The sequence below is a fragment of the bacterium genome (genome assembly GCA_024742285.1).
Classification (GTDB): Bacteria; Myxococcota_A; UBA9160; order UBA9160; family UBA4427; genus UBA4427.
Genome location: JANSYR010000020.1, coordinates 42,467 through 60,142, shown reverse-complemented (window position 1 = coordinate 60,142; position 17,676 = coordinate 42,467). Strand labels below are relative to the sequence as shown.

Here is a 17,676-nt window from a genome sequence, read left to right as displayed (position 1 = left end):
GCCGGAACCTAGGGCGCGTCGTCCGCGGCGAGTCCCGCCGGCGGGAGGTTCTCGGCGAGCACGCGCAGCACGTTGTCGCCCATGACCTTGCGGACTTCGCCCGGCGTGAGCCCCTCGTCGAGCAGTGCCTGGGTGAGGGCCGCCAGCTGACTCGTGTCGAAGCCGACGGTCGTGCCCCCGTCGTAGTCGGAGCCGAGCGCGGCATGGTCCGCGCCCACGAGACGGACCACGTAGGTGATGGCGCGGGCGACGTCCCGCGGTGTCGTTCCGCAGACGGCCCACTCCCAGTAGCCGATCCCGACGACGCCGCCGCCGGCCGCGATCCGCCGTACGTGCTCGTCGGAGAGGTTGCGCTGGTTGTCGCAGGTCCCGCGCACGCCCCCGTGCGAGAAGACCGTGGGGCGCGTCGACCGATCGAGCGCCTCGTCGACGGCCACCGGGGCGAGATGGGCGAGATCGAGGGTGATGCCTCGCGCCTCCATCTCGGCGAGGGTCGCGCGGCCGAGGGGCGTGAGGCCGCCGCGCTCGACGCCGTGGGCCGAGCCGGCGTAGTCGTTGTCGAAGAAGTGGGTGAGGCCGATCATGCGGTAGCCCGCATCGAAGAGGCGACCGAGGTTCTCCGGATCGCTCTCGAGGGCGTGGGCGCCCTCGAGCGCGAGCAGGGCGCCGGTCGTGTCGGCGCCCTCGGCACGCGCGGCCTGGAGCGCGGCGAGATCCGCCCGCGTCCGGATCACGACGAGTTCTCCGTCGGAGGCCGCGGCGAAATCCTCCAGGCGCTCGGCGGCATGCAGCGCGCGCCCGGTCGGTCCGAGCAGGGCCGTCGGAGAGAGCTGCACGAGACCGGCGACGGTCAGCGAGTCGAGGCCGTCGCCCACGTTCCGTTCGATGTTCAGCCCGAAGGGCACGATCGTCGGAAGTGAGAAGACCTGGAGTGCGACGCCGCCTTCCTGGAGGCGGGGCAGGTCGACGTGACCCATCGTGCTGCGCTCGAGCAGGTCCCGACCGAAGAGGAGCGAGTCCGCGTGGAGATCGGCGACGAAGCTCGTTCCGTGGAGGGCCTCCGCCTGCGGGCCGACCTCCGGAAGGCGCTCGGGCTCGACGAGGTTGATCCAGCTCTCCAGTCGCAGTCCGAGATAGAGCCAGCCCAGGACGAAGATCGCAGCGACGATCGGGGCGATCCGGGTGGCGGTTCTGGACGCGGGCATGCGGCGGATCTCCGGGGGCTCGGATCGCACGGACGGGGCGCCGCCCTGCGATCAAGCGATCAAGCCGGCGAGACAACCCGTCAGGCACGTGGCGATCGTGCCGGCCAGGATCGAGCGTAGTCCAAGGCGCGCCGCTTCGGGGCGTCGTTCGGGGGCCAGGGCTTCGAGACCGCCGAGCAGGATCGCCAGCGAGCCGAAATTCGCGAAGCCGCAGAGCGCGTAGCTCGCGATCAATGCGCTCCGCGGGCCGACCCGGCCCGCTTCGACCGCCGCCGCCAGGTCGTGATAGGCGATGAACTCGTTCAACACGGTCTTCACGCCGATCAGCGCCCCCACCTCGCGCGCCTCCGCCCAGGGCACGCCCATCAGAGCGGCGACGGGCGCGAAGAGCCAGCCGAAGAGGGCCTGCAGCGTGAGGTCCGGCTGGCCGAGGAGACCCCCGATCGCGCCCATGGCGCTGTTCGCGAGGGCGATCAGCGCGACGAACGCGATCAGCAGCGCACCGATCGAGAGCGCGAGCCTCAGCCCGGCGAGGGCGCCGACCGCCGCCGCGTCGATCACGTTCTCGGCGCGCTCCTCGTGGGCGATCGCGTCGCCGCCGGCGGTCTCCGGCGTCTCCGTCTCCGGGATCATGATCTTCGCGACCACGAGGGCGGCGGGCGCGGAGATCAGGCTCGCGACGATCAGGTGTCCCGCGTACTGGGCCGCGCCGAGGATCTTCGCGTAGGTCACGAGCACCGTCCCCGCGATGGTCGACATGCCGAGGGTCATGAAGGCGAAGAGCTCGCTTCGGGTCATGCGGGCCAGATAGGGGCCGACGACGATGCCCGACTCGATCATGCCGACGAAGACGTTCGAGGCGGCGGCGAGTCCCTCCGCGCCGGAGACCCCCATCGCGCGAGACAGGCTTCGCGACGATACCCGCACGAGCGGCTGGACGAGGCCCAGGTGGTAGAGCACGCCGAAGAGCGAGCCCATGAAGATGATGAGCGGCAGGACGCCGAGGGCGAAGCTCTCCCCCTGCTCGAGCAGCGCACCGAAGAGGAAGCCCGCCCCGGCCTGGGACCACGCGAGGAGGAGCGACACCAGCCGTTCGAAGAAGGGCAGCATCGCGTCGCGGATCGGGGTCGCCAGCAGGAGGACGGCGATCCCCACCTGCAGTCCGACGCCCACGAGCACGGTCCGCCGATCGATCGCGCCTCGATTCGTCGAGCAGAGGACGGTGATCCCGAGGAGCACGACGAAGCCCACCGCAGAGACCGCTCGAAGCCCGACTTCAGTCATCGTTCCGCCCGCGCGAATCGCGCCACGAGATCCGCCGTCGCCGCGACCGGATCTTCGGCCGCGGCCACGACCGAGATGACCGCGAAGCCCGCGACCCCGGCTTCCCGCAGCGACGCCACGCGATCCGCGGTGATCCCGCCGATGGCGACGAGCGGTCGCGGCGCCGCGAGCCGCACGGCCTCGCGCAGCGCCTCGAGTCCGCGCCGATCGTAGTCGGAGTCCTTCGAGGTCGTGCCGAAGACGGGACCGAAGGCCACGTAGTCGACGTCTTCGTCTCGGGTCGCGACGAGCTGCTCGGGCGTGTGGGTCGAGCGACCGACGGCGAGCCGGCGGCGCACGTCCGTCGGCAGGGCGGACGGCGGCAGGTCGTCTTGACCGAGGTGGACCGCATCCGCTTCGGCGAGGAGGGCGAGGTCGAAGCGATCGTTCACGACGAAGCGGGCGCCGGCCTCGCGGGTGAGCCTGCGGATCGCCTGTGCCCAGCCGAGGGCCTCGCGGTCCGTCGCGTGCTTCGAGCGGAGCTGAACGACGGGGGCCCCGCCGGCGCAGGCCTCGCGTGCCTGCTCGACCGGGTCCTTCGCCCAGCGCGGATCGTCGTCCGCCAGGACGTGGAGTCCGCGGTAGTCGAGGCCGCGGTCGGCGCGGTCACTCAACGGCTCAGCCCCGTTTCGGGAGCTCGATGGCGAGCTCGGTGATCTTCTTGCGGAGCGTGTTGCGGTTGATGCCGAGGAGCGCAGCGGCGCGGATCTGGTTGCCGCCGGTGCGTTCGAGGACGACCTCGAGGAGCGGTCGCTCGACGCGCTCCTGGATCTCGCGGTAGAGATCGCCCTCGTCCTCGCTCCGCGCGAGCAGCGCTTCCACTTCACTCGTCACCAGGGATTCGAGGCTCGTCGTCGGGGCGGGCGCCGGGGTCGTCGACTCGAGGAAGTCGAACTCGCTCGGCGCGAGGACCTCGTCGGTCGAGAGGACCAGAGCGCGTTTGATCGCGTTCTCGAGCTCGCGCACGTTGCCGGGCCAGGTGTGACGTTCGAGCCGTTCGACCGTCGCGTCCGGGAGGCTGACCGGGCCCTCGGCCAGCTCGGGGGCGTATCGCTCCGCGAAGTGGTGGGCGAGGGTGCGGACGTCTTCGATCCGTTCGCGAAGCGGCGGGATCGAGAGTGGTACGACGCGCAGGCGGTAGAGCAGGTCCTCGCGGAACGAGCCTTCCCGCACGCCTTCGTCGAGATCGCGGTGGGTCGCGGCGATGATCCGGACGTCGACGACGATCGGATCGCGCCCGCCCACCGGCGTGACCTCCCCCGACTGGAGGACCCGAAGGAGCTTCGCCTGGAGGTCGACGGGCATGTCGCCGATCTCGTCGAGGAAGAGCGTTCCGCCCGACGCCTCGCGGAAGCGGCCTGCCCGTGCGCTGGTCGCGCCCGTGAAGGCACCGCGCTCGTGGCCGAAGAGCTCGCTCTCGAGGAGCTCCCGCGGAATCGCCGCGGCGTTGACCGCGACGAAGGGGCCCTCGCCGCGGGGGCTGGCCGCGTGGATCGCGTGGGCGACGAGCTCCTTGCCCGTGCCGCTCTCGCCGGTCAGCAGGACGGGCACGTTGCGCGGCGCGACCTTGCCGACGGTCTTGAAGATCTCGAGGAGGGCCGGGCTCGACCCGACGAGCCGATCGCCGCCCGGCGAGACGGCGCGTCCGACCTGCCGCCGCAGCGAGCGGACCTCGTCCTTGAGCGCTCGCGTGGAACGCGCCTTCTCGGCGAGGGCTTCGACCTCCGCGAGGGCGAAGGGCTTGACCAGGTAGTCGAGGGCGCCCGACTTCATCGACTCGACGGCGTTGTCGAGCAGGTTCTGCGCCGTGATGATCACGATCGCGACGTCGCCGCCGGCGGCGCGATGTTGCTGGAGCGCTTCGATCCCGGTCATGCCGGGCATGCGGATGTCCATGAAGGCGAGGTCGTAGGGTTCACTCGCGAGCTCGCGGGCCGCGGCTTCGCCGTCCTCGACGGCGACCACTTCATGGCCGAGGCCTTCGAGGACCTCCTGGAGGACGAAGCGGATGGAGGCTTCGTCGTCGGCGACGAGGACGCGCATCGCGTCGGTTGCGGAGTTCATACGAGGGGCTCCTGGGAGTCCGCTTCCGGCGCCGGAACGAGCGGCTCGAGGGGGAGGTCGACGATGGCTCGGGTGCCCTCGCCTTCGACGGAATCGAGGCGGAGGCGGCCACCGTGGCGACGGATCCAATGACGGGCGACGGAGAGGCCGAGGCCGGTGCCTCGCTGCTTGGTCGTGAAGAAGGGCGTCGAGAGGCGGTCGAGGATGTCGGGCGCGATCCCCGGTCCGGTGTCGGCGACGCAGACCTCGATGGTCGGGCGGGGTCGGCCGTCGGAGCCGACGAGCCGGTGTTCGAGGGTCATCCCGGTCGAGAGCGTGAGGGTCCCGCCGGTCTCTTCCATCGACTGCATCGCGTTGCGCGCCAGATTCAGGAAGATCTGCTGGAGCCGGGCCGGGTCCGCCTTCAGCTCCGGGAGCGAGGGATCGTAGATGCGTTTGACGTGGATCTCTTCGTAGCCCCGTTCGAGCTCGAGGAGGTCGAGCAGGGAGTCGAGGGGCTGGTGGATGTTCACGTCTTCGAGGTCGAGCTCGTCGCCGCGCGCGAACACCATCAGCTCGTCGACCAGCCCGGCGATCCGGTCGACCTCGCCGACGATCAGCTCCGCGGCCTTCCGCGCGCGGTCGTCCTGCGCGCGGTAGGAGAGGAGCTCGGCGGCACCACGGATGCCGCCGAGCGGGTTCTTGACCTCGTGGGCGATGCCGGCGGCGATGTGTCCGTAGGATTCCTGGCGCTCGCGCTCGCGGATCTCCTCGCGCAGGGAACGGGCGGCGCTGCGGTCCCGAATCGTCGCGACGAGGGGGCGCGGTGCGCCGGGGCGCGGATGGTCGTTTCCGAGGAGCGAGACCGAGACGTCGACGGGGATCGGAGCGGCGAGGGGGCGAGGAAACGCGACTTCGTCGTGGATCGCGGGGCGACCGGAGACGCGGACCCGGTCGACGATCCGGGACAGGGGGTGGTCCGGGCCGAGGGTGTCGATCAGGCGCTTGCCGGCGCTGGCCTCGAGGACGGCGGCGTCGAGCAGGCGCCGGGCCTCGGTGTTGCTGTACTCGACCCGGCCGTCGTCATCGAGAACGACGACGCCTTCGAGGAGCGCATCGAAGATGCCCTGGAGGTCGAGATTCATGAATTTTGCCTGTTTTTTGGGCAGTTGGCGGATGCGCGCGAATCTAGCGGTGGGTGGGATCGCTGCAAGGTCCAGAATCGGCACAGGTTTCGGGGGTCCGGACGGGGTCTCGCGCCGTTGATACCCCGCGGGCGCGCGCCTCACGGGCTCCCCGGATCGGCTCACACCGGGTACCGTACGGCCATGCGGAAGTCTTTGGAGGATTCGCTGGTGGGCGACGCGCGGCGCGCGGGGGAGTCGGGAGCTCGATGCGGCAAGGACTGACCGTCGCCGAGGCCCAGGCGGCGATCCTCGAAGAAACGCCGCGCCTCGGCGCGGAAACGATCTCCGCGTCCGACGCGGCCGGGCGCGTGCTCGCGGAAGCCGTGATCTCGGCGCGGCGGCATCCGCCGGCGGACTGTTCGGCGATGGATGGCTATGCGGTCCGTCGCGAGGACCTGATCGGCGTGAGCGCCGAGGCACCGCGCACCCTGCCGGTCGCCTACGAGGTCCCGGCCGGCGGTCAGGCGGCTCGTCCCCTCGGCGTGGGGGAGGCGGCGCGGATCTTCACGGGCGCTCCGATCCCGCCCGCCGCGGACGCGGTCGTCATGCAGGAGGATACGGACCAGGGCGCCGAGACCGTCGAGATCCGGACCGAGCCCGCGGAACGGGCGAACGTGCGCGATGGCGGCGAGGACTTCGAGGTCGGCGACCGGTTGATCGATGAAGGCGCGGTCCTCGGCGCGGCCCATCTCGGGGTGCTCGCCTCGCTGGGCCGAACGATCGTCTCCGTCCACCAGCGGCCGCGCGTCGCGATCCTCTCGGGCGGTGACGAGCTGGTCGAGCCGGATCGCCCCGCCGACGGCGGACGCATCGTCTCTTCCAACTCGTACACCCTGGCGGCGCAGTGTCGCGAGATCGGCGCCGAGCCGATCTATCTCGGGATCGCGGAGGACACGCCCGAGGCCATCGAATCGCGGATGCGCGCGGGCCTCGGCGCCGACGTGCTCGTGAGCAGCGCCGGCGTCTCGGTCGGCGATCACGACCACGTCCGTGACGTCCTCGAGAAGGTCGGCTGCCGGCTGCGCTTCTGGGGCGTGAAGATGAAGCCCGGGTTCCCGCTCGCGTTCGGCGTGATCGAGTCGACCGGTCAGCTCGTCTTCGGTCTGCCGGGCAATCCCGTCTCGACCGCCGTGACCTTCGAGGAGTTCGTCCGGCCCGCGCTGCGCAGGATGATGGGCCATCGCGCGATCCATCGGCCCGTCGTTCGCGCGACCCTGACCGACGACTACCGCAAGAAGGCCGGTCGCCTCCACTTCGTTCGCGTGACCCTCGAGCGGAGCGGCGACGGGGTGCTCGCGCACCTGACCGGAAACCAGAGCTCCGGCGTGCTCACCTCGATGATCCGCGGTCAGGGCCTCGCCGTCGTGCCACTCGAGTCCGACGGGGTCACGGCGGGAACCGAGGTCGACGTCCAGATCCTCGACGCCACGTTCTTCGATCGGGACGAGCGGGGATTCTGACGCGATGGCGCTCTCCGGGGCAGGGGCGACGCAGTCGGCGACGACCGTTTCGGCGCGTCTGGGCAACGTCTCCGCCGTGCTCGTGCCCCTCGAGGTGGCGCCCGGAGATCGGGTCGAGCACGCCCGCGACGTACTCACCGCGAGCTTCGTCGTGGTGCGCGAACCCGAAGCGAGATCGACGCTGTCCGGTTGGGTGGCGGCCCTCGCGGCGGCGGACGAAGAGCGCGTACTCTTCGCCCTCGTCGGCGTGCGCGGGATCGAGCCGGACGTCGTTCTCGCCCTCACCTGTTGGCCCGAAGCCGACGCGATCGTCCACGGAAGTGCCGCCGCCGGTTCGCTCGTGATGCTCCGCCGCGAGGCGGCGCTGGCGTCCGCGCGTGCGAGCGTGGCCCGGGGCGAGGAGGATCCCTTCGCCTGGCTCGCTTCGATCCAGGCGGAGCACGTCGACGGCGTGGCGCTCGGGCTGGCGATTCCGCCGCCGGAGGCGTGCTAGGCCGATGCTCGATCTGCCGCGCCTGAAGCGACTGGGGCTGACCCAGCGGCCCCTGTCCCAACGAATCCTCGGGCGTCTGCTCCACGCGAACTACGTGTACCTGCCCGGCGTGGAGCTCGAGATCGAAGGGGAGGAGAACCTGCCCGAGGCCCCGGTCATCTTCGCGATGAACCACACGGACCGATACAACTACTGGCCCTGGCAGTACGCGATCTGGAAGCGATGGGGCCGCTTCACGGCGGCCTGGGTCAAGGGCAAGTACTACGAGAACCGACTGCTCGCGCTGTTCATGGAGAGCATGCTCCAGCTGCCGACGGTCTCGCGCGGCTACCTGATCACCAAGGATTTCCAGTCGGTCCTGCAGCGAACGCCGACCGATCAGGAGTACGCGCTCCTGCGGGACGTCGTCGATCGACGCGCCGCCGGCGAGGCGGCGCCGCTTCCGGAGCCGCCGGACGTCCCGGAGCTCCTGCTGCGCAAACCGCGAAGTCCGCTCGGCTTCCCCTTCGAGCCGGCGGATCGGGACTACGCCGACTACATCTGCGAGCTCTTCCTGGCGATGATGGCGCGCTTCGTCGAGCTGAACGAAGAGGCGCGGGATCTCGGGATCGACCTGCTCATCTTTCCGCAGGGCACGCGCTCGATCCGCCTCCTCGACAGCCACATCGGGATCGCACAGATCGCGCTCCACCTGCAGATCCCGATCGTCCCCGTCGGCTGCAACGGCTCGGACACGCTCTATCCCGGTGGCTCTCCCTTCGCCAGGAAGGGACGCGTGACCTACCGGATCGGCGCGCCGATCCGGTACGAAGACCTCGCGGCCTTCCACGTGAAGGAGGCGTACGCGCCCTTCTCCGGCGTCGCCGAGCGGGACCACGCGCTCGCGTTCCGGGGCGTCGCGGATCTGGTCACGGAACGGATCGAGGCGCTCCTGGACGAGCCGTATCGGCGCGCGCCCGAGGAGCCCGCCGACGACGACCCCGCGCGCAGCTCGAACCGCTTCGTCTAGCGCCGCCGCTTGCGGTCTCGCAGGGCGGCGACGGTGGCCGTGGTCGAGTGGCCCGCGAGCAGGGGAAGGCGGGCGACGCGACCGCCCCAGCCCTCGACGTCCTCGCGTCCGACGATCTCGTCGAGTGCCCAGTCGCCGCCCTTCGCGAGGACGTCCGGCCGCAGGGCGCGGATCGCGCGGATCGGCGTGTCGCCGTCGAACCCCACGACCCAGTCGACGGCGGTGAGGGCGGCGACGATCTCCTTGCGCACGCGCGCGGGTTGGACCGGTCGATCGGGTCCCTTCAGGCGTCGCACGCTCGCGTCGTGATTGACGGCGACGACGAGACGGTCGCCGAGGGCGCGTGCGGCCTCGAGGCTCCGCACGTGACCCGGGTGGAGAAGGTCGAAGCAGCCGTTCGTGAAGACGATCGTGTCTCCGCGACGCCGGGCCCGGGTCACGGCGTGCTTCGCGGCCTCGAGGCTCAATACCTTGTCGCGCGCTCGCTCGGCGGGCGGCGCCTTCACGAGTCCTCGCCTCCGCCGTCGAAGAGGTACCTCAGGGCCTTGAAGGGCGCCTTGATCACGTCGGGCACGCCCGACATGAGCGTCTGCACCGGCAGCGCATCGACGTCCGGATCGTCGAGCGCGCCCTCGACCTCGAAGTAGGTGCCGAAGAGGCCGCGCTCGGAGCCGGGCAGGAAGCTGCGGACGAGGGGCAGATTGTCCAGGAGCGCCGACGGCTTCCGGAAGAGGAAGATGCCGACCACGCTGCGGATCGTGGCGGGCTTCGGGTTCGTGTCGATGTCGGCGCGGGCGAAGACCCGGAGCGGGCCCTCGATCTCGAAGTCCTCGACCGAGATCACGCCGCGATCGATCGCGAAGGTCCCGTCCATCGTCTCGTAGGCGAGGCGGTCCTCGTTCGCGAAGGGGTTGTAGCCCTCCGTCGCCTTCGCGAGGCGGAAGAGCAGGGGCAGGCTCGTCTGGACCGTGCCGTCCCGTGCGTCCGCGCGGACGCGACCTTCGAGCTCGGCGATGAAGTTGGTCTTCGGGCGGACGCGGCCCGCGAGGGAGCCCGTCGCTTCGATCTGTCCCATGGCGAGGCCTTCGGGCAGAGCGACGAAGGGCCCGATCTCGTCGAGGCGCGCGCCGGTCAGCGCGAAGCTCGTGTCGAAGCCGACGGTGTCGTCGCGATCGAGGTCGAGTGCCATTCGCGCGGCGAGGGCGCCCTGTTCTTCGACCTCGATGTCGAGATCGTCGAGATGGATGCGGGTCTCTTCGAGACGGACGTGACCGGTCGCCCGCTGGAAGGGGAGCCAACGCCGCGGGCGGAACTCCATCTCGAAGCGCCCCTGTGCCCATCGCGCGGCCGGCAGGCCGTCGGCGAGGAGGCCATCGGCGGGCGCTTCCGTCACGGCCGGGGCCTCGACTTCGGCAGGCGTGTCCGTTCCGTCGCCGGCGGGCGTCGCCGGCGGATCCGGCGGATCCGGCGGAGAGAGGGTGAGCGTGGCAGAGACGGACGGGGCTTCGGGATCGTTGAACCAGACGACCTCGCCCTTCACGCGCGCACCGCCCCACCGACCCTTGCGGACGGTCACCTCCATGCCGCGACGGAGGGGCTCGACCAGGACCTCGAGGTCTTCCATCGGCCAGCGGAAGAGCGGGTGCTCGAGGCGATCGAGGGCGAGGGCGATGACCTTGATCGGAGGCAGCGCGTCCGGGTTCCGCGGGCGGAGGATTCCCGAGAGCGGGCCGAGTCCCGGGAGCGGTGGGGGGCTGCGGAGGATCTCGCGCTCCTCCGGGCGGGTGCGGGCGAGATTCGACATGCCGTTGATGACGGCGTTCATCTCGGGCAGCTTCGTTCCGCGGTAGGTGCCGCGCCCGTTCTTGAAGAGGATCTGGTCACCGACCCACTCGACCTCGCCCTCGAGGTTCTCGAGCGCGTCCTGCGGCCCGCTCTTCACGACGACCTGGTCGAAGGATCCGCCGAGGACGAAGCCGATCGGCAGGTCGGTCGCCTCGCCGCTGGCGAGGGCCTGCCAATCGCCGAGGGACGCCGTCCCCGCGACCTCGATCGATTTCACGCGGCCGGCGACGACGCGCTCGGTCAGCCGGGCGATCGTGAGGGCCTCGGGAGACTCGTCGGCGAGGGATTCGGCGTAGCGACGCAGCGCATCGAGGTCGATGCTTCGGGTCCGCGCCTCGATTCGTGCGGGGGCCAGCTCGCGGATCGGTCGACGGACCGAACCCTGGAACTCGATGGCGAGCTGTGGGCCCTGGAGTCGCGACTGGACGAGCCGGATCTCGACCGGGTCCACCTCGAATTCGGCCTCGATCTCGACGCGCTCCCGTTCGAGGAGGAGGCCGGAGCGCTTCAGTCCGATCGTCGCATCCTCGATCGCGCCTTCGACCGCGAGACGGTGCAGCCCGCCGGTGTCGGTGAAGAGCCGGAAGCGGGTATCGAGGGTGCCCTCGATGTCGGCGATGCCCGAGAGGTCGCCGATCGGCGCTTCGGCGGCGGCGAGCGGAATGTCCTCGACGCCGAGACTCCAGACGAAGTGGCGGCCCTCGGGTCGGTGCACGCCGAGGGTGAAGGGGAAGGGCGAGTGGACGCCGTCGAGAAACACGCCGCGCCAGTCGATCGCGATGTCGCCGGAGAGCCAGTGGCGCTCGGCGGTTCCGTTCAGGAGCTCGACGCGCAGGCGTGCGGGCGTGCCCTCGGCGGTCGGCGGGCCGATCCACTCGAGGGTTCCGTCGACGACGACGATGCGATCCGCGGCGCTGAACTCGTCGGCGACGCGTGAGGCGGCGCCGTCGAGCTCGGCGAGTCGCGCGAAGACCCGCTCCGCGGGCTCCCGGTCGTCGAGGCCCTCGTCGGGATAGGACGAGGGCGCCGGCAGCGGCAGCCCGACCCAGCCCCCGTCGACGTCCTGGACGAGTCGGACGTGGGGGCCCTCGAGGACGAGCGTCGAGAGCTCGAGTCGCCCGACCATCAGGGCAAGGAGGTCGACCCAGGCGACGACGCGCCGCGCGCGTAGCCCGTGCGGTGTGTCTTCGATGGGGCTCGGGTAGGCGGTGAGATCCCGCGCCTCGACGCGCAGGCCCTCCTCCCAGCTCAGGCCGACCGCGCCGATCCCGACCGGGCCCTGGAGCAGGCGGCTGAGCTGCGTCTCGATCTCGGTGTGTAGAAGACGCGTGCCCACGCCGGAGGACACGAGGTAGCCGGCGACGATGCCGACCAGGACCACGGCCATCCAGAACAGGCGCATCCAGCTGCGCCGCACCGGCGGAACCCCCCTGAACAGGCGGACGAACCTAGCAAAGGGCTGCTGCGGTCCTGTCTCCTCGGGATTCATCCTGAGTCGAAGCCCCTACGTGATGGCGTCTGCCCGCCGGGTCCTTCCGGTCGCCGCCGCACAGTTGCGCGTGCACGAACCCTCATTTCACTCAATGAGGGGTCACGGACCGGCGACGAGTGCCTCCATGTCGCCGGTTCCGCGCGAGTCCTCTGCATCGGCACGCGGCGCGCGGGGAAGCGGCCGAAAAACGCTCCAACGGGGTGAAATTGCTCAAGAAAGGCCCCGGGACCGACGAATCGCCGAATGATTCAAGTGACGTACTCCGGGAGCAACTCCTGGAGCATCGGAAAACGGGGGTGTGATTGTGATGGATTCGATGAACGCTCAGGAAGAGCGCGTACCGAACCGTGTTCGAGAGCTTCGTGAGAACAAGCTCATGACGCAGGCGCAGCTGGCTCGGAAGGCCAAGGTCGCCCTGCGAACGATTCATAGCGTCGAGAAGGGGATGAACTGCCGCATGGACACCAAGCGGAAGATCCTCCTGGCGCTCGGCCTCTCCTTCGAGGACAAGGACCAGGTCTTCCCGCCGGTCGCGCGACCCATGGGGTTCCCGACCTCGCACTGAGCGATGGACGGGGAGGGGAGCCCAGCCGGCTCCACCGCACCTTCGAGAGCGCCCGAGGCAGCCGCCTCGGGCGCTTTCGCGTTTCGGGGCGGGGACTTCCGCGCGTCCTGCGCCCCGCTGGCCGCGTCGCGGGCCCGCGCTGCTGCTACCCTTCGCGTTCTTCCCGCCGCCGCGGTCCCCGCGAGGCCCCCCGGAGTCCGTCATCGCCGATCGAGTTTCCATCCTCGCGGACGTCGCCGAGGTCGTCACGCGCTCCCACGATCTCGAGGAGACCCTCGCGAACGTGACGGATCTCGTGTCGAAGCGGCTCGATGCGGACGTCTGTTCGATCTACACGGTCGATCCGGAGCTGAACAGCCTCTCGCTCGCCTCGACCATGGGGCTCGAAGCGGAGGCGGTCGGCCGGGTCGAGCTGCCCGTCGGCGAGGGGCTGGTCGGGATGGCGGCCGAGCGCGGCGAGCCGATCGCGATCGAGGACGCCAAGTCCCACCCGAACTACCGCTATTTCCCCGAGACCGGCGAGGAGCGATTCGCCTCGTTGCTCGCGGCGCCCTTGATCGTGCAGGACGTCGTGATCGGCGTGATCGTGATCCAGACCGTCGAGCCCCGCCGCTTCGACGAGCCCGACATCGAGCTGCTCCAGACCTGCGCCTCGCTCCTGGCGCCGGTCGTGATCAACGCGCAGCTCCTCGCGCTGATGTCCTCCCCCGCTGATCAGCGCGGCACCGTGGTCGAGAAGATCGTCGCCTCCGACCGGATCCGCGCGCGCCGTCGCGAGGCGGGGCTGCGCGGGCCGCGCGCCGAGAAGAACGTGATGATCCGCGGGCTCGCGACCGCGCGGGGCGTCGCGATCGGCCCGATCTTCCAGATGGACCGCGACGTCGAGCTGACCCACCTCGACTATCAGCCTTCGAGCCACACGCAGGAGGAGCACGATCGCTTCAAGCGCGCGATCGACGTCGCCCTCCGCGAGATCGAGGACATGCGCGACGTCGTGCAGGATCGCTTCGGTCCCGAGTTCGCCGCGGTCTTCCACACGCAGATCCAGATCCTCGAGGACAAGGGCTTCGTGACGAACGTCGCCAAGGCGATCGACGCGACCGGCAGCGCGCGCACGGCGCTGGCCCAGGTCCTCGAGACCTACCGCCAGACCTTCGAACGGATCGAGGACCCGTACTTTCGAGAGCGCGGCACCGATATCGCCGACGTCGGCAACCGCGTGATGGAGCGCCTCCTCGGTCTGCGCGACAAGCTCGAGCCGATGAAACGCGGATCGGTCGTGGTGGTCGACCAGCTCCTGCCTGCGATCTTCGCGCAGCTCGAGATGGACAAGGTCGCCGCGATCGTGGCGGAGCACGGTGGCCGGACGAGCCACGGCGTGATCTTCGCGCGGACCCTCGAGATCCCGACCGTGACCGGCGCGTCCGGCCTGCTCCGGGAAGTGCGCGAGGGCGAGACGGCGATCGTCGATGGCGCGACCGGCACGCTCTACCTCTCGCCGGACGAGGCGCTGATCGGCGAGTTCGAACAGGCGCAGCACAACTTCGAGGTCGCGGTCGAGCACCTCGACGCCATGCGCGAACGCCCGGCGGAGACCCTCGACGGCCGCCGGGTGAAGTTGTCGGCGAACGCCGGGCTGCTCGCGGACCTGCGTCTGGTCGACAAGCACGGCGCCGAGGGCGTCGGGCTCTTCCGGACCGAGCTCCTGGCGCTGGCCCACCGCGGCTTCCCGAGCGAGGAAGAGCAGGAGCAGCTCTACCATCGCGTCGTCGAGCACATGGAGCCGCGCACGGTCACGATCCGGACTCTCGACCTCGGCGGCGACAAGGGGATTCCGAACATCGGACTCGATGACGAGGAGAACCCCCAGCTCGGCTGCCGCTCGATCCGGCTCACCCTCGAGAACCGCCACCACTTCCACGCCCAGCTCCGGGCGATCCTGCGCGCCAGCACCCTGGGCAACGTGCGGCTCCTGCTTCCCATGATCGGCAGCCTGTCGGAGCTACGCGAAGCGAAGGCGGTCATCGACGAAGTCCGGCTCGAGCTCGAGCGCGAAGGCAGCCGCTTCGATCCGGATCTCCCGGTCGGCATCATGATCGAGGTCCCGTCGGCGGCGATCACCGCCGCGACCCTCGCGGAGGAATGCGACTTCTTCTCGATCGGGACCAACGATCTGACCCAGTACACGCTCGCCGTCGACCGCGGCAACGAGCGTGTCGCCCATCTCTACGACTCGCTCCACCCGGCGGTCCTGCACCTGATCGAGTCGTCGGTCCGCGCGGGGCGTGACGCCAACATCCCGGTCTCGGTCTGCGGCGAGATGGCGACGAACCCCCTCTCGGTCCCGATCCTGGTCGGTCTCGGCATCGGCGAGCTCTCCGGGACGCCGGCGTCGATCCCCGTCGTGAAGGAGATCGTCCGCGCCCTCGACTCGAGCGACGTCGAAGAGGACGCGCGCGCGGCACTCGCCGCCAGGACCGCCGCCGAGGTCCACGCGATCGCGGCGACGCGACTCCGCTCGGCCGGCCTGACCCAGCACCCGGACATCGGCGAGTGGCTGGACCAGCTCCTCGAAGCGGCGCTCTCACCCGTGTAGTCCCGTCGGCCGATGAAGGCCGTGCCACGGTCGCGAGACGGTGCGCCCCGCGGCGAATTGGGGTGTTTCGACGGGCGCATCCGTTGGCCGTTGACTGCCCAGTCAGGGTCGCGAGACGGTGCGCCCCGCGGCGAATGGCTCGGCCTTCGTAGCCGAAGCTTCTTCGATCTCGTGAAGCGAGCTGGTCGTACGGCTCGCTAGCGGGGATGGGGTGCGGGCCTGCGCTTTATTTCGCCGCGAGACACCCCGCCTCGCTCCCTCGGAGGGGCTTGCTCGCAGGGGATACGCGCGTGCTCGGTTGGGCTGGGCGGATGCCCTGCCTCGACGCGAGTGAGTGGCTCGGGGGCGGCCGCAGTGGAATCAAGCGCAGCCCAGCCGACGCGGTGTCCAGTGGGTCGGATGGTCAGCTCGTTGCGCGGGATCCGACTTCGCTTCGTCTATGGGGCGAGCCATCCACTGCGGCCGTCACCGCGCCGCGAACGACGGGTGTGCTCGAGCGTCACCGTGGCGACCGGTCGAGCAGGACCGCGTCCGCGGCGTGGTGGAGGTCGGTCATGGTCTGTTCGAGGCGGCGGGCGAGGGCTTGTTCGTGGCGGTCGTCGGCCGTGTCTTCGGGAATCGTGATCGGATCGCCGTAGTAGACGACGACGCGGGCGAAGGGGTAGGGGAGGAGGCTCCGGTCCCAGCTCGCGAGGCGGTGGGCCGGGCGGGCGGAGAAGGCGATGGGTTGGATCGGCACGCGGGCGTGGCGCGCGATCGCGATGATGCCGGTCTTGGCGACGCGGGCGGGGCCGCGAGGACCGTCGACCAGGACGGCGGCGGTCGTGCCGTCATCGAGCAGCCGCACCATCTGTCGCAGGGCGGCGGAGCCGCCCCGGGAGCTCGAGCCGCGGGCCGGCTCGGCGTAGCCGAGGGCCAGGAGCGTGCTTCGGATGAGGTCGCCGTCGCGGCTGCGCGAGACCGCCACGCTGTAGCGTCGGTCCCGGTAGAGCCAGGCGCAGGGAAGCATCGATTCGTGGAAGAGGGCCGCGAGCCGCGGGGGATCCGAGGGGCTCGCCGTGCGCGGGTCGTCGCCGTGGACCTCGAGCCGCCAGGTCGCGCCCAGGACGCGGAGGAGTGCGCTCGTCGCCAGGCCGTAGAGCCAGAGCCCGATCCGCGCGACGGGACCGCGGGCGCGGAGCCCATCCGGCGGCTGCTCGGAGCCGCTCTTCGGGGGGCGGGAATCGGTCGCCGGGGCCGCTTCGCTCATGGGGCCTGAAGGCTAGGCCAGCCCCGCGAGCCGGGCCCTCGACCGGGCGACCTTCCGCCCTGCCGCCGCGTCTCGTGGCGGTGCGTCGGGAAGGTCCCTGTGGTACCCGTTGGCCTGCGCTGGCGAGGTCCCGAGGGGGTGAATCCGTCCGGATCGCGCGGGGTCATGTCACCTCGTGCCCGCTGGCCCCCCGATCCGACCCGATTCTGCGCACCCTTGGAATCCATGAGCGACTCCGCACTCACGATTGCCCGCAACTATCTCGACCTGACGAAGCCGCGCCTTCTCCCGATGGTGCTCTTCACGGGGCTCCCCGTGCTCCCGATGGCCGCGGGTGGCTGGCCGAACCTGGGCTTCACGTTCCTGGTGATGACGGGCATCGCGCTGGCCGCGGCGTCGGCCAACACCCTGAACGCCTACATCGAGCGCGACAAGGACGCCCTGATGGAGCGGACCAAGTCCCGCCCGCTGCCCTCCGGCCTGATCGCCCCCCGCGCTGCGCTCGTCTTCGGTCTCGGGCTCGGCGTGCTCTCGACGCTTCTGCTCTATGCGGTGAGCGGGATGCCCGCCGCGCTCGTCGGGGTCGCTTCGATCCTCTTCTACGTCTTCGTGTACACGGTCTGGCTGAAGCCGCGCTCGATCTGGAACGCCGTGATCGGCGGAGCCGCCGGCGCAGCGGCGCCGCTGATCGCCGACGCCGCCGTCAACGGGACGATCGGCCCGGCCGGCTGGACGCTCTTCGCGATCGTCTTCTTCTGGCAGCCGCCCCATGTCTGGGCGATCGCGCTCTACCGGAAGGACGACTACAAGGCCGCGGGGATCCCGATGCCGCCCGAGGTGATCGGCGACGAGGCGACGCGCAAGCGAGTCGTCTGGTACACCGCCGGCCTGCTGCCGGTGACCGTTGCCCCCTATTTCCTCGGACTCGCCGGCCCGATCTATTTCGGGGTCGCCGCTGCGAGCGGGGTCTGGTTCCTCTACCGGTCCGTGCGCCTCTTCCAGGAGAGGACCGACGAGGCGGCGCAGGGGGTGTTCCGCGTGTCGCTCGCCTTCCTCTTCGCGGTCTTCCTGGCGCTGCTCGTCGACCTGATCGTCTTCGCGTAGTCGACGCCCGGCCGGAGTCTGGGACGGCCCCACGGAGCCGCTTCGCTCACGGGCGAGCGCCCCCTCCACTCGGTTAGGATCGATCCCTCGCCGCACCCCTGCGGC

14 protein-coding genes are annotated in these 17,676 nt (G+C 70.5%); 6 read left to right on the top strand and 8 right to left on the bottom strand.

Annotation, left to right across the window (positions count from 1 at the left end):
• Nucleotides 1-8: 8 nt before the first annotated feature.
• From NXI30_26090 to NXI30_26070, 5 genes are read right to left on the bottom strand one after another with little or no spacing between them, the layout of a single operon-like run.
• Entirely contained in the window at nucleotides 9-1,205 is a 1,197-nt protein-coding gene (locus NXI30_26090) for a membrane dipeptidase (GenBank protein MCR9097704.1), read from the bottom strand.
• A gap of 51 nt (nucleotides 1,206-1,256) precedes the next feature.
• Complete coding sequence (locus NXI30_26085; GenBank protein MCR9097703.1) at nucleotides 1,257-2,489, bottom strand: NupC/NupG family nucleoside CNT transporter; 1,233 nt, start codon at nucleotides 2,487-2,489, stop codon at nucleotides 1,257-1,259.
• A complete protein-coding gene (gene thiE, locus NXI30_26080) occupies nucleotides 2,486-3,142 on the bottom strand; it encodes a thiamine phosphate synthase (protein MCR9097702.1) in 657 nt (218 codons plus the stop codon). The genes NXI30_26085 and thiE overlap by 4 nt, the downstream gene beginning before the upstream one ends.
• Nucleotides 3,143-3,146: 4 nt before the next feature.
• On the bottom strand, nucleotides 3,147-4,592 hold the full coding sequence (locus NXI30_26075) for a sigma-54 dependent transcriptional regulator (GenBank protein ID MCR9097701.1): 1,446 nt from the start codon (nucleotides 4,590-4,592) through the stop codon (nucleotides 3,147-3,149).
• Nucleotides 4,589-5,716 (bottom strand): ATP-binding protein, encoded by a 1,128-nt coding sequence (locus NXI30_26070; protein MCR9097700.1) that lies wholly within the window; start codon nucleotides 5,714-5,716, stop codon nucleotides 4,589-4,591. Before NXI30_26070 ends, NXI30_26075 begins: the two co-directional genes overlap by 4 nt.
• Nucleotides 5,717-5,964: 248 nt before the next feature.
• On the opposite strand from NXI30_26070, the gene NXI30_26065 reads away from it, so the two are divergent.
• From NXI30_26065 to NXI30_26055, 3 genes are read left to right on the top strand one after another with little or no spacing between them, the layout of a single operon-like run.
• Entirely contained in the window at nucleotides 5,965-7,218 is a 1,254-nt protein-coding gene (locus NXI30_26065; GenBank protein MCR9097699.1) for a molybdopterin molybdotransferase MoeA, read from the top strand.
• 4 nt (nucleotides 7,219-7,222) lie between these two features.
• Nucleotides 7,223-7,711 carry a hypothetical protein gene (locus NXI30_26060; GenBank protein ID MCR9097698.1) on the top strand — a complete coding sequence of 163 codons (489 nt, stop codon included), beginning with the start codon at nucleotides 7,223-7,225 and terminating at the stop codon, nucleotides 7,709-7,711.
• A gap of 4 nt (nucleotides 7,712-7,715) precedes the next feature.
• Nucleotides 7,716-8,720: a 1-acyl-sn-glycerol-3-phosphate acyltransferase gene (locus tag NXI30_26055; protein ID MCR9097697.1), complete on the top strand. Its 1,005-nt coding sequence runs from the start codon at nucleotides 7,716-7,718 to the stop codon at nucleotides 8,718-8,720.
• On the opposite strand, the gene rfaE2 is transcribed toward NXI30_26055, so the two are convergent.
• Both rfaE2 and NXI30_26045 read right to left on the bottom strand, forming a co-directional pair.
• Complete coding sequence (gene rfaE2 / locus NXI30_26050; GenBank protein ID MCR9097696.1) at nucleotides 8,717-9,226, bottom strand: D-glycero-beta-D-manno-heptose 1-phosphate adenylyltransferase; 510 nt, start codon at nucleotides 9,224-9,226, stop codon at nucleotides 8,717-8,719. The genes NXI30_26055 and rfaE2 overlap by 4 nt on opposite strands.
• On the bottom strand, nucleotides 9,223-11,982 hold the full coding sequence (locus tag NXI30_26045) for a hypothetical protein (protein MCR9097695.1): 2,760 nt from the start codon (nucleotides 11,980-11,982) through the stop codon (nucleotides 9,223-9,225). Before NXI30_26045 ends, rfaE2 begins: the two co-directional genes overlap by 4 nt.
• A 391-nt stretch (nucleotides 11,983-12,373) precedes the next feature.
• Here NXI30_26045 and NXI30_26040 point away from each other — a divergent pair, with 391 nt between their 5' ends.
• A complete protein-coding gene (locus tag NXI30_26040) occupies nucleotides 12,374-12,622 on the top strand; it encodes a helix-turn-helix domain-containing protein (protein ID MCR9097694.1) in 249 nt (82 codons plus the stop codon).
• 220 nt (nucleotides 12,623-12,842) lie between these two features.
• On the top strand, nucleotides 12,843-15,218 hold the full coding sequence (gene ptsP, locus NXI30_26035; protein ID MCR9097693.1) for a phosphoenolpyruvate--protein phosphotransferase: 2,376 nt from the start codon (nucleotides 12,843-12,845) through the stop codon (nucleotides 15,216-15,218).
• Between the two features lie 499 nt (nucleotides 15,219-15,717).
• Here ptsP and NXI30_26030 read toward each other — a convergent pair whose 3' ends face one another.
• Entirely contained in the window at nucleotides 15,718-16,467 is a 750-nt protein-coding gene (locus NXI30_26030; GenBank protein MCR9097692.1) for a lysophospholipid acyltransferase family protein, read from the bottom strand.
• A 225-nt stretch (nucleotides 16,468-16,692) separates the two neighbouring features.
• Between NXI30_26030 and NXI30_26025 the strand changes: the two genes are divergently transcribed.
• Nucleotides 16,693-17,571, top strand: a complete 879-nt coding sequence (locus NXI30_26025) for a heme o synthase (protein ID MCR9097691.1) — start codon at nucleotides 16,693-16,695, stop codon at nucleotides 17,569-17,571.
• Nucleotides 17,572-17,676 lie beyond the last annotated feature (105 nt).

Coding starts and splice junctions, on each gene's coding strand:
- NXI30_26090 (MCR9097704.1), bottom strand. CDS start 1,205: ATGCCCGCGTCCAGAACCGCCACCCGGATCGCCCCGATCGTCGCTGCG.
- NXI30_26085 (MCR9097703.1), bottom strand. CDS start 2,489: ATGACTGAAGTCGGGCTTCGAGCGGTCTCTGCGGTGGGCTTCGTCGTG.
- NXI30_26075 (MCR9097701.1), bottom strand. CDS start 4,592: ATGAACTCCGCAACCGACGCGATGCGCGTCCTCGTCGCCGACGACGAA.
- NXI30_26070 (MCR9097700.1), bottom strand. CDS start 5,716: ATGAATCTCGACCTCCAGGGCATCTTCGATGCGCTCCTCGAAGGCGTC.
- NXI30_26065 (MCR9097699.1), top strand. CDS start 5,965: ATGCGGCAAGGACTGACCGTCGCCGAGGCCCAGGCGGCGATCCTCGAA.
- NXI30_26060 (MCR9097698.1), top strand. CDS start 7,223: ATGGCGCTCTCCGGGGCAGGGGCGACGCAGTCGGCGACGACCGTTTCG.
- NXI30_26055 (MCR9097697.1), top strand. CDS start 7,716: ATGCTCGATCTGCCGCGCCTGAAGCGACTGGGGCTGACCCAGCGGCCC.
- NXI30_26040 (MCR9097694.1), top strand. CDS start 12,374: ATGAACGCTCAGGAAGAGCGCGTACCGAACCGTGTTCGAGAGCTTCGT.
- NXI30_26030 (MCR9097692.1), bottom strand. CDS start 16,467: ATGAGCGAAGCGGCCCCGGCGACCGATTCCCGCCCCCCGAAGAGCGGC.
- NXI30_26025 (MCR9097691.1), top strand. CDS start 16,693: ATGAGCGACTCCGCACTCACGATTGCCCGCAACTATCTCGACCTGACG.